Below are 14,411 nucleotides of genomic sequence, written 5' to 3'. Positions count from 1 at the left end.
TGGCGCTGCCCCTCACCTGCCTGCCGGCATCCTCTCCCCGTATAGTGACGGGGAGAGGAATTCTCTCATAACCAATTTCGCCAATCACCAACGTTGCAAGAAGGGTGCCGCTGGCCGCGCTAACTCCCTTCTCCCCGTCACTATACGGGGAGAAGGTGCCGGCAGGCGGATGAGGGGCGGCGCAGACGCCGACAACTGACGTTTGGCAACCCCCGCGCCCTAGGCCTGCGCCAGTTTTGACGCTACGCTCAAACACCCTTTCCCGGAGTTGTCAGCGATGCGTGCGCTTCTCATCCCGCTTGCCCTCGCCGGCTTCTGCCAGGCGGCCCATGCCGGCGACATCTCCAGCGCCTATACCGGTCTCGACTGGAAGAAGGACTGCGTGACCTATGCGCAGTCGGAAGAAGGCGACGGCGACTGGGCGAGCCTCGCCTGCGCCGGCTATCGCGGCTATCCGGTGCTGATCGGCTACGACGACGCTCGCGAGTCCGTCTATTACGGCTTTCCCTCCGACGACATGACCGCCGTCTGGGAGAGTTTTTCCGGGCTCAACACCGCTGGCCCGAAGGTCGAGTGGCGGATCGAAACCAATGGCGACAAGGCCGTGCCCTTCGCGGTCATCCACCGTCGCGAGATCAGCAATCCCGAGAACGAGAACAAGCCGACCGAGGTGCTGGTCGTCGCGAAAGTAGCACAGCCGGAGGCGCATGAAGGCTGCACCGTCGGCCTGGTGCTCGCCACCGGCAACCCTCAAGCCAACGACCAGGCGCGCAAGCTCGCCGACGAGAAGGCGAAGGGTTTTGCCTGCGGCAAGGACAAGCGCGAGGTGATCGGCAAGGTGCCGGACTTCGGCCGGGTGGACAATTAGCTGAACTGCGCCCGATGAAGTGTGAGACGGCGAAGGCTCGCGCATTCGTCATCCTTGGGCGAAGCAAGGAGCGAAGCGACGCGGCGTAGACCCAAGGAATCCATGCCGTGACTTTGAAGCGTTGCGGCGGTCCAGAATTCTACACCGCTGCACTCTACGATCGAGGTAACGGCACGGATCCCAGGGTCCTCGCGACGGAGCTGCGCTCCTGCTTCGCCATGGGACGTTGGGGGCTTTGCCCAAGCCCCATCGCGGGCGTTGGCTGCCGCCTCGCCCTACTTCGCCGCTTTCGCCCGTTCGATCGCGTCGACGATCATCTTCTTGGCGTATTTGGAATCGTGCCAGCCCTCGATCTTGACCCATTTGCCGGGTTCGAGATCCTTGTAGTGCTCGAAGAAGTGCTGCACCTGATGGCGGGTGATTTCCGGCAGGTGCGTGTATTCGGTGACGTTCTCGTAGCGCAGCGTCAGCTTCGGCGACGGCACCGCGATCACCTTCTCGTCCTGGCCGGCATTGTCCTCCATGATCAGCACGCCGATCGGCCGCACATTGATGACGCAGCCCGGCACCAGCGCGCGCGTGTTGCAGACCAGGACGTCGATCGGGTCGCCGTCGCCCGACAGCGTGTGCGGCACGAAGCCGTAATTGCCGGGATAGCGCATGGAGGTGTGCAGGAAGCGGTCGACGAACAGCGTGCCGGCCTCCTTGTCCATCTCGTACTTGATCGGCTCGCCGCCGATCGGCACCTCGATGATGACGTTGACGTCCTCGGGCGGGTTCTTTCCGGTGGCAATCGCTGCGATACGCATGGCTCAATCCCTCTCAAATCTTGTGAGACCGATAGCGGGGCGCGCGTCATGGTGCAATGCGGCGAATGGTGCTGAACGCTGATGGAAGCGCACACTTTGTAATGGATTGTAACCCGATGCATGTCGCCCAGAGGCGCGCGGCGGCTTTGGCATGCATCCGACAGAGACGTGGGGCGCGTCGCCTGAATCCGTTTCGGGCTCGGCGCTTCAGGCGGTGCCCGTCATTCCCAGACGAACGCGACCTTCTTCAGCGCCTTCTGCTCGAAGACTTCCACGCCTTCGGCGATATCGCGGCCGCCATTGCCGGCATAGAAGGCTAAAGCGTTGTAATTGTCTTCCAGCGCCCACACCACCAGGCCCCTGAGGCCGTGGTCGGCAAGGCGCGTGCGCGCCGCCTTGAACAGCCGGCTGCCGAGCCCGATGCCCTGATATTCCGGGCGCAGGTAGAGCTCGTAGATCTCGCCCTGCTGCCTCAGTTCCTTGGCGCGGTTCTTGCCGATCGTCGCATAGCCGGCGATCGTGCCGCCGATCTCGACCACCAGCACGGTGGCCGCGCGGCGAATCGCGTTCGCCCACCAGTCGGGGCCGCGGCGGTTGATCATGGCCGTCAGCGTCCGGTGCGGGATGATGCCGCAATAGGCGCCGCGCCATGCCTCCTGATGCACCTCAGCGATGGCGATGGCGTCGCGAGGGTCGGCTTTCCGGATGTCGATCGTCAGCGTGTTCATGATTTGTTAACCATAGACCCGCTTCGGTCGATTGCAAAGAGTCCGCTCTGTCGCGCCCGCGCTTTTCGCACAGGCGAACTTGCCGGCATCGGAAGCGCGGAATCGCGTCAGGCAGAGTGCGTTTGCAGGCCGGCCCTCAGATCTCGACGAGGTGGTCGTCGAGCTCGTTGACGTCGCCTTCGGTAACCGGGAAATGCTCGGCGAGCACCGCGCCGACTGATTCGATCGCCTTGACGAACCCGTCCGCGAGACGATCGTCGCCGGCGTGCCGCGTCAGGTCCCGCACCACACCGTCCCAGACATGCTGGCCGACCTTTGCATTGATGCCGCTGTCGGCGACCACCTCGGCGTAGCGCTCGGCGATGGAGACGAAGATCAGCACCCCCGTCCGCGCCTGGGTGCGGTGGACGTTGCGGGCGAGAAACTGCCTCAGCGCATTGGCATGCGCCGCCCGGTAGCGCAGCCGTCTTGGCACGAAATGGATACGCAGGCCTGGCCAAAGCCACAACAGGGCAAGCACGGACGCCAGCGCCAGCAGCTGGGCGAAAACGAAATGCGGCAGCCGCATGGTCAGCCACCACGCCTCCAGCCCGTAAGCGACCGCAAGGCTGGCGACGAGCATGCCGATCGTCGCCAGGAAAGCGGCCGCGAAGAAATAGCCGTCGCTGGCATGGGCGACGACGCAGTAGATTTCACCGTCGGTCTTTGCCTCGGCGACGCGGATCGCATTGGCGATGCGGTCATGGTCCTGCGGGTCGATCGGTCGCGTTGCCATGGTCCCTCACCAGCTTCCCGACGAACCGCCACCGCCCGACGAGCCACCGCCGCCGGAAAACCCGCCGCCACCGCCCCCACCGGAGGACCAGCCTCCGCCGCCCGACGACCAACCGCCGCCGCCGGAGGACGATCGTCGTCCCGGCTCGAAGGTCATGCCGAGCCAGCGATAGCGGCCCGGGCCGATCTTCTGGCCGAAGATCGGCGGCAGCACCGTCAGCGCGATGCTGCCGAAGAAGATCAGCACCCAGATGGTGATGAAGACGGCGAAGAACAGGTCGTCGGAGTTGAACGGCGCCTGCTCGTTGCGCTTGCCGCGCGCTTCCAGCTCCTCCGGATTGCCCTCGAGCACCATGATCATGTCGTCGACGGCCTTGGTGATACCGCCGGAGAAATCGCCGGCGCGGAAGGCCGGCACCATGTCGTTTTCGATGATCAGCTTGGTGTGCAGGTCGGTCAGCGTGCCTTCGAGCCCATAGCCGACCTCGATGCGCATCTTGCGGTCGTTCGGCGCCACCAGCAGCAGGACGCCGTTGTTCTCCTTGGCCTGGCCGAGCTTCCAGAAGCGGAACAGCCGGTTGGCGTAAGGCTCGATCTCCTCGCCGCCGAGGCTGGGGATCGTGGCGACGACGATCTGATCGGAACCCTTCTTCTCGAAATCGGCGAGCTTTTGCGTCAGCGCCGCGCGTGTGCCGGCATCGATGATTCCGGCATTGTCGACCACGCGCCCGGTGAGTGGCGGGAGCTCGGCGGCGAGTGCGGCGAGGGGGAGGAGGAGAAGGCAGAGAAGAAGGCCAAGGAAGTTGAGGATGGCGTTCCTTCGCGCCCCCCTCTGTCCTGCCGGACATCTCCCCCTCAAGGGGGGAGATTGGATGTCTTTTCGGCTTTCGCCAATTTTCGACGTTGCAAAGGAGGCGCCGGCGAACCAACCGCCAATCTCCCCCCTTGAGGGGGAGATGTCCGGCAGGACAGAGGGGGGTATCAACACGCCAGCGGTCCGTCTTCTCGCGGGTTTTGTGTTTCGAAGACCGTCGTGGCGCTCACCCGCCCTGCTTCGTGCTCGTGCCGAAATCCACCTTCGGCACCTGCATCTTGTCTTCCTCGACGGTGAAGTTCGCGAAAGGCTCGTTGCCGCGGAACCAGAAGGTCGCCCACAGCACCGAGGGGAAGGTCCTCAGCGTCAGATTGTAGTCCCTGACCGCCTGGATATAGTCGCGGCGGGCGACCGCGATGCGGTTCTCGGTGCCTTCGAGCTGCGCCTGCAGCGCCAGGAAATTCTGGTTGGCCTTGAGGTCGGGATAGTTCTCCGACACCGCGATCAGCCGCGACAGCGCGCCGGTCAGCCCGGCTTGCGCATCCTGGAACTTCTTGAGGGTTTCGGGATCCTTCAGCGTGTCCGGCGTCACCGTAATCTGCGTTGCCTTGGCGCGCGCCTCCACGACCGCGTCGAGCGTTTCCTTCTCATGCGAGGCATAGCCCTTCACCGTCTCGACCAGGTTCGGGATCAGGTCGGCGCGGCGCTGGTACTGGTTCAGCACCTCGCTCCAGGCCGCCTTGGCGTTTTCCTCGGCCGTCGGGATGGTGTTGTAGCCGCAGCCGGCAAGCAGCGGCAGCACGAAAGCCATCATCAGCAAGGCCGGCAAATTGCGGAAAGCGGAGGGCAGGGAAAGGCGCTCGGCGAACATGATTGGTCCCCTCGATCAAAGTTGCATGCGAAGCATTACCACAATCTGCGCGCAAGAAAATGACTTGGGTCATGCTGTCGCCTGGTTCGGCCGCGGCCCCCTGTGAATACGAGCCCGAACAGGCTAAGCTTCGGGCCGGAAAGGACATTTGCCATGGCCGAGCGCCGGGACGATGAGAACGAATCGCGCCGCATCCTCGAGCGCGTTGCGCGCGAGACGACGCCGGGCGGCGCCTCGTTCGTCGCCCGCACCGCGAAGGGCGCGCGCGACCACGTGACCGCGGCGGACGCCGACCGTTCCGATCCGATCGAAGTTTGGGGCACCCGCATTGGCCGAACGCTCGGCCTCATCATCGCCATTGGGCTGCTGGCCTGGCTGGTGTATGTCGCCACGCGGGGTGGCTAGGAATCAAACTCCATGAATGCTGAAAAAACCGACGCGCCGCGCGCGGTCATCGTCATCTCCAGCCATGTCGCCCGCGGCTCGGTCGGCAACCGCGCCGCGGTCTTTGCATTGGAGACGCTGGGCTTTCCGGTCTGGGCGGTGCCGACCGTCATCCTGCCCTGGCACCCTGGCCACAGCCGCGCCACGCGCATCGTGCCGCCGCTCGACCAGTTCAAGGCGCTGATGGCCGATCTCGAGCGCGCGCCATGGCTGGGCGAGGTGAGAGCGGTGCTGTCAGGCTATCTCGGCGAGGCCGGCCAGGCCGAGGCCGTCGCCTCGCTGGTCGCCGCCATCAAGGCCAAAACCCCCGGCGCCCTTTATGTCTGCGATCCTGTCATGGGCGATTCCGGCGGGCTTTACGTGCCGGAGCCCACGGCCGTGGCGCTGCGTGACAAACTGATGCCGATCGCCGACATCGCCACGCCCAATCGCTATGAGCTCGAATGGATGGCCGGCGCGCCGCTGCCCGACATCAAGTCGGTGATGGCGGCTGCCCTTCACGCCGGCCCTTCCACCATGCTGGTCACCTCGGCACCCTCGATGATGGCGGGCGGCACCGGCAATTTCCTGCTCGACGGCAGCCAGGCCCTGCTTGCCGAGCACCGCGTGATCGAGAAGCCGCCGAACGGTCTGGGCGACCTGACGGCCGCCGTCTATCTCGCCCGCATCCTTTCCGGCCAGCCGCCGGTCAAGGCGCTGCAGTCGACCACGGCCGCCGTCTACGAGATCCTGGCGCGCACGGCCAAACGCGGCGGCGACGAGCTTCAACTCGAGACCGACGCGCAGAGCCTGTCGCATCCGATGGCCATGGTGCAGCTTCGCCATCTCCTCCATCCCGGGCGGGACAAGCGGGCATGACGCCAGGCGCTCTGGCCGGGGTCGACGGCTGCAAGGCCGGCTGGATCGCCGTCCATCGCGAGCAAGGTGCTTCGCCATCGGTCTCGGTATTCCCGACGTTCCAGCTGCTGCTCGACGCCTTGCCCGACGCCACGATCGCCGTCGACATGCCGATCGGCCTGCCGGACTTTTCCAGCCGCGGCGGTCGCGGACCGGAAGCGCTGGTACGGCCGCTGCTGGGTGCCCGGCAGTCGAGCGTCTTTGCCATCCCCTCGCGCGCGGCGCTCTATGCCGACACTGCCGACTTCACCACCGTCGAGGCCTGGTATGCCGCGCACCGGCGGGCGAGCGAGGTGGCGATGGCGACCTCCGATCCGCCGCGCGGCGTCTCCATCCAGGCCTTTGGCATCTTTGCCAAAATCCGCGAGATCGATGCCTTGCTGATCGCGCGGCCGGATTTGCGCGGCCGCATCTTCGAATCGCATCCCGAAGTGGCTTTCTGCCGGCTGAACGGCGGTGCGGCGATGACGCTGCCCAAGAAGATAAAGGGCGCCGTCAATCCGGCCGGCATGGAGGAGCGCAAGGCGCTGCTTTGCCGGCATGGCTACGAAAAGAGCTTCCTCGACCAGGCGCCGCCGCGAGGCGCCGCCAGCGACGACTTCCTCGACGCGGCGGCCATGATGCTGATCGCCGGACGGATCGCCGGCGGCGAGGCGCGGCCTTCCCCCGACCCGCCGCTGACCGACCGCTTCGGGATACCCGTCGCCATCTGGGCTTGAACAAAATCGGCCGCGCGGCTTTTGGCGGCATGCGATTGCGACGCTGCCATCCGCAATTCGGCATTGCTCGCGACCGGCTTTTGCCGTTAGAGCAATTCCAGGAAAAGTGTGTAACCGTTTTCCGTCCGGAATTGCGTCAAAACAGAGAGATAGAGCCTTTTTCGATCGCAACGCGCTGCCGCCTCCAACCCCCGGAAAGGCTCTAGCCGCCCATGCCTCACCTCCCCGAGCATCTGCTGACCGGCTACCGCAACTTCATGAGCGGCCGCTATCCCGCCGAAAGCGGGCGCTATCGCTCGCTGGCCCGCGACGGCCAGGCGCCCGAGACGATGATCGTCGCCTGCTGCGATTCGCGCTCGGCGCCGGAAGCGATCTTCGATGCCGGGCCTGGCGAGCTCTTCGTGCTGCGCAATGTCGGCAATCTGGTGCCGCCCTATGAGCCGGACGGCGAGTACCATTCGACCTCGGCCGCGCTCGAATTCGCCGTGCAGAGCCTGAAGGTGAAGAACATCGTGGTGATGGGGCATGGCCGCTGCGGCGGCATCCGCGCCGCGCTCGACACCAGCTCCGCGCCGCTCTCGGCCGGCGATTTCATCGGCAAATGGATGAGCCTGATCGCGCCGGCCGCCGAAACCGTGGCCGCAAGCACGCTGATGACCGCGACGGAGCGGCAGACGGCGCTGGAGCGCATCTCGATCCGCTATTCCATCGCCAATCTCAGGACCTTTCCCTGCGTCTCGATCCTCGAGGGCAAGGGCAGGCTCACCCTGCACGGCGCCTGGTTCGACATCTCGACCGGCGAGCTCTGGGTGATGAACAGGCAGACCGGCGATTTCGAACGGCTGGAAATGGAATGAGGCGGAGGATGCATCGTCATTTTCGCCACGCCGTCCTTGCCGCCGTCGCGCTGCTGTTCTCGTTCCTTGCTGCTCGTGCCGACGACAGCGCGATCATCGATCGCTGGTATTCGGCGCTGCTGGCGGCCGACCGCACCGAATTGTCGGCCCTGCTTGCCGACGACGCGCGCATGACGCTCGAGGACCTTGGCGTCGTCCAGGACAAGCAGGAATTCATCGACTCGATCGACCAATGGCAGGACGCGGTCGCGGGCGCCGCGATCCGCCACCGCATCGAGAAGAGCGAGAACGGTGAGACGACGGTGCTTGCCTGCTACGACTTCCCCGAGAACGACACGCTGATGCGCGAAACCTTCACCGTCGTCGGCGGCCGCATCACCGCCAGCACCCAAACGGCGGTCGCGCAGGACTGCAGCGCTTACTAGTGTTTGCGTTGGCAGATGCCTTGGCGATTGGCCGAAACGCTCATCGCGATCGTCATCCTATGGCGGAGCAAGGAGCGAAGCGACGCGCGCAGACCATAGGATCCCATGCCGTGACGTCGAGGCGTTGCCACGGTGCAGAATTCTGCTGGCGCTGCATTCCTCGGCTAAAGTCACGGAATGGATCCTCGGGTCTCCGCGTCCGCTTCGCCCGTGGATGACGAGGTTGAGAGGCTTCAGCCGATCTCCAGCGTTTGCGATGAACCAGCACGTTTCGCCGTTTCCGTGAAACGGTGAATCGCCTTACCCCTTGAATGTCCTTAGGCGAATCCCGGGGCTACCCGAGTTGCGCGATGCGCGGCATCGCCCTACATCCTGGGCATCCCGCCTCCATCCCAGCCCACCGGAATCGCTCATGTCATCTGCAAAGACCGTCGACCTCGCCGCCCATCCGCTGACCTTTTGGCAAGGCCCGCTCGGCCTGCCGGATTTCTCCCGCATCGGCGACAACGATTTCGGCCCGGTCTTCGGCGCGGCGCTGCAGGCGCATCAGGCGCAGATCGACGCCATCGCCGGCAACAGCGAGACGCCGACCGTCGAAAACACGCTGGCAGCGCTCGAGCTCGCCGGCGAGCCGCTCGACCATGTCTCGTCGATCTTCTGGTGCCGCGCCGGCGCCCACACCAACGACACCATCCAGGCGATGGAGCGCGACATCTCGCCAAAGATGTCGCGGCATTTCTCGGCGATCTCGATGAACGAAAAATTGTTCGCCCGCATCGACGACCTCTACCAGCGCCGCGATAGTCTGGGGCTCGACCCCGAGACGCTGCGCGTGCTGGAAAAGACCTGGAAAGGCTTTGTCCGGTCGGGCGCCAAGCTCGACGCCGATGGCAAGCAGCGGCTCGCCGCCATCAATGAGGAGCTTTCCTCGCTCGGCACCAAATTCGGCCAGAACGTGCTTGCCGACGAGCGTGACTGGGCGCTGTTCCTCGATGAGTCCGACCTTGCCGGCCTGCCTGATTTCCTGAAGAGCGCCATGGCCGAGGCGGCCGAGATGCGTGGGCAGAAGGGCCGCTATGCGGTGACGCTGTCGCGCTCGATCTACGAGCCGTTCTCGACCTTCTCCGAGCGTCGCGACCTGCGCGAGGCAGCCTACCGCGCCTTCATCATGCGCGGCCAGAACGGCGGCGCCAGCGACAACTCGGATGTGGTGCGCGACATGCTGAAGCTGCGCGCCGAGAAGGCGAAGCTGCTTGGCTATGAATCCTACGCCGCGCTGAAGCTCGACGACACCATGGCGAAGACTCCGAAGGCCGTGCACGATCTGCTCGATCCCGTTTGGGAAAAGGCGCTGGAAAAGGCAGCAAGCGACCGCAAGGAGCTGGAGCGCCTGGCGGCCGAAGCCGGCAGCAACGAGAAATTCGCCGCCTGGGATTGGCGCTTCTACCAGGAAAAACTGCGCGCCGAGAAATTTGCCTTCGACGAGGCGGAGCTGAAGCCGTACCTGCAGCTCGATCGTGTCATCGACGCCTGCTTCGACGTCGCCACAAAGCTGTTCGGCATCAGCTTCGAGGAAAAGAAGGGCATCGCCGCCTGGCATCCCGATGCACGCGTTTTCGTGGTCAAGAATGCCGACGGCAGCGAGCGCGGCCTCTTCCTCGCCGACTATTTCGCACGGCCGTCAAAACGCTCCGGCGCCTGGATGAGCGCGCTGAAGTCCGGCTACAAGCTTGGGTCGGGCGCCAAGCCCGTCATCTACAACATCATGAATTTCGCCAAGCCGCCGACCGGCGAGGCCGCACTCCTGTCGGTCGATGAGGCCAAGACGCTGTTCCACGAATTCGGCCATGCGCTGCATGGCATGCTGACCGACGTCACCTGGCCGTCGGTCTCGGGCACATCCGTCAGCCGCGACTTCGTCGAATTGCCTTCGCAGCTCTATGAGCACTGGCTGACGGTGCCGGCGGTGCTGGAAAAGCACGCGCTGCACGTCAAGACCGGCAAGCCGATGCCGAAGGACCTGCTCGACAAGATGCTCGCCGCCCGCACCTTCGGCGCCGGCTTCGCCACCGTCGAGTTCACCGCTTCGGCGCTGATCGACATGGCCTACCACGCGCGGCCGGACGCGCCGGGCGAGCCGCTTCGTTTCGAAGCCGAAACGCTCGAGAAGCTGCATATGCCCGACACCATCGCGATGCGCCACCGCACTCCGCATTTCGGCCATGTCTTCGCCGGCGACGGATACTCAGCCGGCTACTATTCCTACATGTGGTCGGAGGTGCTCGATGCCGACGCCTTCTCGGCTTTCGAGGAAACAGGCGATCCCTTCAATCCGGAGCTGGCCGAACGGCTGAAGAAGAACATCTACGCTGCCGGCGGCTCCAAGGATCCGGAAGAGCTCTACACCGCCTTCCGCGGCAAGATGCCGTCACCGGAGGCGATGATGGTGAAGAGGGGATTGGTGTAGCGCGACCTCGCCTTCTCCCCTTGTGGGAGAAGGTGTCGCCGAAGGCGACGGATGAGGGGTGCTCCAGGGAATGCCGACGTCTCGCTCCGCTGGAACACCCCTCATCCGTCTCGGCGCTATCGCGCCGATCCACCTTCTCCCACAAGGGGAGAAGGGGAGGCGCTCCACGGATCAGCCACCCTCGGCCATATCGGTCGCTTCAGCTTCTTATAGTCCGTCACCGCCGGATTGCTCGGGTAAGAACTCGGCGCCGCGACATAGATGACCTCGGCGGCGATCGGCGCGAAGCCTGCGTAGAAATGGTTGGTCGACTTGATCAGCAGGATCTCCTTCGACATCGGATCGATGCCGATGTTGGAAAAAATGTCCGGCTCGAAGGTCTGGGTACGGTTGGTGTTGAGGATGACGTCGACCTCGGTGCCTTCGATGCGTACCACGGCCGCCGGCCCTAAAGTCACCCGGCTCGGCCCGAAACTCTGCCAGCCTTCGCTGACCGCTTTCAGCACCGTGACGCGCGCGTCGATCGGCTCGCCGGCCTGGGAGCCGGCCTTGCCGCCGAAGCGCAGGTCGATGACGGCGCCCTCGCCCGCTGCCTGGCAGAACGTCACCGCGATCGGGTCCCAGATGGTCGCGACGCCGACCTTGCCGACGCCGCGCGCCAACAGCTCGCGCAGCACGATGGTGCCGTCGCCCGGCACGCCGCCGCCCGGATTGTCCCAGATGTCGGCGATCACCGCCGGCTTGTCCTGGCGCTCCGCGCGCACGGCCAGCGCCCGCTCGATGCCGGCGGACGCGGAAAGCATCGTCATCGCCGTCTTCTCGCGCAGCGCATAGAGCTCGCGCCCCAGCGTCTCGGCGAGCCGATCGCCCTTTGCCTTGTCGTTATCGGTGATGACCAGGATGCGCGTGCCCATCTCCGGTACGTCGGCGGCCATGAAACCGTGGACCACCGAAACCGACAGCACGCCGTCCTTGCCGTGCAGAGCCTTTATTTTGTCGACGAAGGAGCGCATCGGCTCGCGGCTCGTCGGCAGCACCTGGATCATGCGGCAGTCGAAGGTGGAGATCACCGGCTTGATCTCGCCGCGCGCCGCCGCCAGGCCGAGCTCGACGACGTGCTCGCCGCGTTCGTAGAAATCGGTGTGCGGGAATTCGAGGAAATAGGCCATGACATCGCAAGCCGCGACGCGCTTCGGCGTCAGATGGCTGTGCGGATCGAATTCCGAGGCGATCACCATCTTCGGCCCGACGATGGCGCGCACGCGCTCCAGCAGATCGCCTTCGCAGTCGTCATAGCCTTGCGCGACCATGGCGCCATGCAGGCCGAGGATCACCGCATCGACCGGCAGGGCGGATTTGAGCTGACCGAGGATTTCGTCGCGCAGCGCCTCATAGGTCTGCCGCTGCACCAGGCCACCCGGCTCCGCCCAGGTGGCGGTGCCTTCGATGACGGTCAGCCCCTCCTTGGCCGCGCGCTTGCGCAGCGCCACGATCGGCGAGGAGCAGAGCGTCGGCGTCTCCGGATGCTTGCCGGGACCGGCATAGAAGGCCATTTCGAACGAGGCCCGGTCGGTCGGCACCGGCGAGAAGGTGTTGGTTTCCGTCGCCAGCGAGGCGGTGAAGATACGCATCAAAACTCCGTAAGGACTCTTCGTTTGTCGCAATTCCGGGCGGAAACCGCTGCACGCTTTTCCTGGAATTGCTGGGATTGCTATTTGACCGCTCCGAGCGCGAGGCCCCGGACGAGGTAGCGCTGCAGCCAGATGAACAGGATCGCCACCGGCAAGGTCGCGAGCAGCGTGGCCGCCATGACATGGTGCCATTCGATCGTGTAGCGGCCGGCCACCAGCGAGAAAACCTGGATCGGCAGCGTGTAGCTTTCCTGGCTGCGAAGCATGGTGAGCGCCACGACGAACTCGTTCCAGGCATTGATGAAGGTGAAGATCGCCGTCACCGCGATCGCCGGCAGGCAGAGCGGCAGGAACACTTTTCGCAGCGTCAGCCATCGCCCGGCGCCCTCCATCCAGGCCGCCTCCTCGAGATCGCGCGGGATGGTGTCGAAATAGCTCTGCAGCATCCACACCGTGAAGGCGACGTTGAAGGCCATGTAGATGAAGCCGAGCGCCGTCGTGCTTTCGACCAGCCCCCAGGCGGCCATCAGCCGGAACAGGCCGAGCACCAGCACGATCGGCGAGATCATCTGCGAGATCAGCAGGAACTGGCGGAAGGCGCCGTAGCCGGCAAAGCGGAAACGCGACATGGCGTAGGCCGCCGGCACCGAGATCAGTATGGCGCCGATCGTCGCCAGCGCCGAGACGTAAAGCGAGTTGACGAGCGCCTGGCCGAAACCGGTCGCCACCCACATGTCGGCAAAATTCGACCAGCGGAACTCGCTCGGCCACCAGGTCGGCGAGAGCACCTCCGGCCGCGGCTTGATCGCGGTGAGGAACATCACCGCGAAGGGAAAGATCGTCACCACGATCAGGGGCGCAAGCAGCAGCCAGGCGATGATCGTGCGTCTCAGCTTGCCGTTCCTCATGCGCGCTGCTCCCGCATGGCGAGGCGTACATAGATCATGGTGAAGATGAGCAGGATCACGAACATCACCAGCGACACCGCCGAGGCCTCGCCCAGTTTGCCGATGCGGAAGGCGAGCTTGTAGAGATGCGTGACCAATATGTCGGTCGAGTTCGCCGGCCCGCCCTGCGTCATTACCCAGATGATCGGGAAGGAGTTGAACACGTAGATCGTGTTGAGCACGATCGCGATGTTGATGAACGGCTTTAGCAGCGGAAAGGTGATCTCGCGAAACTGCTGAAAGAGTGTTGCGCCTTCGAGCGCCGCCGCCTCATAGAGATCGTCGGGGATGGACGACAGGCCGCCGAGGAAGATCGTGGTGGTGAACGGCACCGTCACCAGGATGCCGATCAGCACCTGCATCGGGAAAGCCGTCTCGGCGCTCGCCAGCCACTGGATGTTCTGGCTGATCAGGCCGAGCTTCATCAGCGCCGAATTCAGCATGCCGCTTTCGCCGTTGAGCGCCCAGCGCCAGACCACGGCCGTCATGGTGAGCGACACCGCCCAGGGCAGCATGATGATGACGCGCGCCAGCCCGCGGCCATAGAAATCGCTGTTGAGGATGATTGCCACCGGGATCGACAGAAGCAGCGCGCCGCCGACCACCAGCACGGTCCATAAGCCTGTGCGCCAGAGTGCTGCGACAAAGTCGGGATCGGCGGCGAGCGCCCAGAAATTGGCCAGGCCGCTGAAGTCGCGCAGCTGGCCAAAGCGATTCACGTCATGCGTCGAGATCTGCACCAGATCCCAGACCGGCCAGAAGATCACCACCGCCGCCAGCAAAAGGCTGGGCAGCGTCAGCAGATAGGGCAGGATACGGCTTTGCATCGGCTGGTTTGTACTGCTTTGGGGGTAGACTGCAGTGGCAGCGGCATTGGTGCTCAAGGCACGTCCCCCCATTTGAATTTCGCTGGCATGCCCGCTTGGCTCTCGTTCTTCCCAGGCGATTGCTTCAGGATTTGCATTCCTCGCCGGCGTTGGCGCTGCCCCTCACCTGCCTGCCGGCACCCTCTCCCCGTGTAGTGACGGGGAGAGGGGCGCTGTCACCGGCGATTTCGCCAATCGCCAACGTGGCAGGAAATGCGCCAGCGTTGCGGCCAGCCTCTTTCTCCCCGTCACTATACGGGGAGAAATGCCCGACAGGGCAATGAGGGGCAGCGC

15 protein-coding genes are annotated in these 14,411 nt (G+C 64.7%); 7 read left to right on the top strand and 8 right to left on the bottom strand.

What is annotated here, in order from left to right; translation table 11 throughout:
* Nucleotides 1–277 precede the first annotated feature (277 nt).
* Complete coding sequence (locus QAZ47_RS05335; RefSeq protein WP_278205966.1) at nucleotides 278–868, top strand: hypothetical protein; 591 nt, start codon at nucleotides 278–280, stop codon at nucleotides 866–868.
* Between the two features lie 275 nt (nucleotides 869–1,143).
* On the opposite strand, the gene ppa is transcribed toward QAZ47_RS05335, so the two are convergent.
* The 5 genes from ppa to QAZ47_RS05310 form a co-directional block, all read right to left on the bottom strand.
* Nucleotides 1,144–1,677: an inorganic diphosphatase gene (gene ppa / locus QAZ47_RS05330; protein WP_278205965.1), complete on the bottom strand. Its 534-nt coding sequence runs from the start codon at nucleotides 1,675–1,677 to the stop codon at nucleotides 1,144–1,146.
* A 221-nt stretch (nucleotides 1,678–1,898) separates the two neighbouring features.
* Nucleotides 1,899–2,405, bottom strand: coding sequence for a GNAT family N-acetyltransferase (locus QAZ47_RS05325; RefSeq protein WP_278205964.1), 507 nt, complete (start codon nucleotides 2,403–2,405; stop codon nucleotides 1,899–1,901).
* A 136-nt stretch (nucleotides 2,406–2,541) separates the two neighbouring features.
* Nucleotides 2,542–3,180, bottom strand: coding sequence for a TPM domain-containing protein (locus QAZ47_RS05320; RefSeq protein WP_278232763.1), 639 nt, complete (start codon nucleotides 3,178–3,180; stop codon nucleotides 2,542–2,544).
* Between the two features lie 6 nt (nucleotides 3,181–3,186).
* Nucleotides 3,187–4,038: a YgcG family protein gene (locus QAZ47_RS05315; RefSeq protein WP_278232762.1), complete on the bottom strand. Its 852-nt coding sequence runs from the start codon at nucleotides 4,036–4,038 to the stop codon at nucleotides 3,187–3,189.
* 181 nt (nucleotides 4,039–4,219) lie between these two features.
* Nucleotides 4,220–4,864 carry a LemA family protein gene (locus tag QAZ47_RS05310; RefSeq protein ID WP_278205961.1) on the bottom strand — a complete coding sequence of 215 codons (645 nt, stop codon included), beginning with the start codon at nucleotides 4,862–4,864 and terminating at the stop codon, nucleotides 4,220–4,222.
* 153 nt (nucleotides 4,865–5,017) lie between these two features.
* On the opposite strand from QAZ47_RS05310, the gene QAZ47_RS05305 reads away from it, so the two are divergent.
* From QAZ47_RS05305 to QAZ47_RS05280, 6 genes are all read left to right on the top strand, one after another.
* On the top strand, nucleotides 5,018–5,269 hold the full coding sequence (locus QAZ47_RS05305) for a hypothetical protein (protein ID WP_278205960.1): 252 nt from the start codon (nucleotides 5,018–5,020) through the stop codon (nucleotides 5,267–5,269).
* Between the two features lie 12 nt (nucleotides 5,270–5,281).
* The gene (gene pdxY, locus QAZ47_RS05300) at nucleotides 5,282–6,166 is read left to right on the top strand and encodes a pyridoxal kinase PdxY (RefSeq protein ID WP_278205959.1); all 885 of its coding nucleotides are present in this window, start codon (nucleotides 5,282–5,284) and stop codon (nucleotides 6,164–6,166) included.
* The gene (locus tag QAZ47_RS05295) at nucleotides 6,163–6,924 is read left to right on the top strand and encodes a DUF429 domain-containing protein (protein ID WP_278232761.1); all 762 of its coding nucleotides are present in this window, start codon (nucleotides 6,163–6,165) and stop codon (nucleotides 6,922–6,924) included. The genes pdxY and QAZ47_RS05295 overlap by 4 nt, the downstream gene beginning before the upstream one ends.
* Before the next feature lie 212 nt (nucleotides 6,925–7,136).
* Entirely contained in the window at nucleotides 7,137–7,781 is a 645-nt protein-coding gene (locus QAZ47_RS05290; protein ID WP_278232760.1) for a carbonic anhydrase, read from the top strand.
* An 8-nt stretch (nucleotides 7,782–7,789) separates the two neighbouring features.
* Complete coding sequence (locus tag QAZ47_RS05285; RefSeq protein WP_278232759.1) at nucleotides 7,790–8,206, top strand: DUF4440 domain-containing protein; 417 nt, start codon at nucleotides 7,790–7,792, stop codon at nucleotides 8,204–8,206.
* 412 nt (nucleotides 8,207–8,618) lie between these two features.
* Entirely contained in the window at nucleotides 8,619–10,673 is a 2,055-nt protein-coding gene (locus tag QAZ47_RS05280) for a M3 family metallopeptidase (RefSeq protein WP_278232758.1), read from the top strand.
* A 116-nt stretch (nucleotides 10,674–10,789) separates the two neighbouring features.
* Here the strand turns inward: QAZ47_RS05280 and QAZ47_RS05275 are convergent, their stop codons facing one another.
* From QAZ47_RS05275 to QAZ47_RS05265, 3 genes are all read right to left on the bottom strand, one after another.
* A complete protein-coding gene (locus tag QAZ47_RS05275; protein ID WP_278232757.1) occupies nucleotides 10,790–12,304 on the bottom strand; it encodes a M81 family metallopeptidase in 1,515 nt (504 codons plus the stop codon).
* A gap of 80 nt (nucleotides 12,305–12,384) precedes the next feature.
* The gene (locus QAZ47_RS05270; RefSeq protein WP_278205953.1) at nucleotides 12,385–13,212 is read right to left on the bottom strand and encodes a carbohydrate ABC transporter permease; all 828 of its coding nucleotides are present in this window, start codon (nucleotides 13,210–13,212) and stop codon (nucleotides 12,385–12,387) included.
* Complete coding sequence (locus QAZ47_RS05265; protein WP_278232756.1) at nucleotides 13,209–14,078, bottom strand: sugar ABC transporter permease; 870 nt, start codon at nucleotides 14,076–14,078, stop codon at nucleotides 13,209–13,211. The genes QAZ47_RS05270 and QAZ47_RS05265 overlap by 4 nt, the downstream gene beginning before the upstream one ends.
* Between the last annotated feature and the right edge of the window lie 333 nt (nucleotides 14,079–14,411).

The organism is Mesorhizobium sp. WSM4904 (assembly GCF_029674545.1).
Lineage (GTDB): Bacteria > Pseudomonadota > Alphaproteobacteria > Rhizobiales > Rhizobiaceae > Mesorhizobium.
The sequence above is the reverse complement of the archived record's forward strand: the minus strand, read 5'-3'. Positions and strand labels throughout refer to the sequence as shown.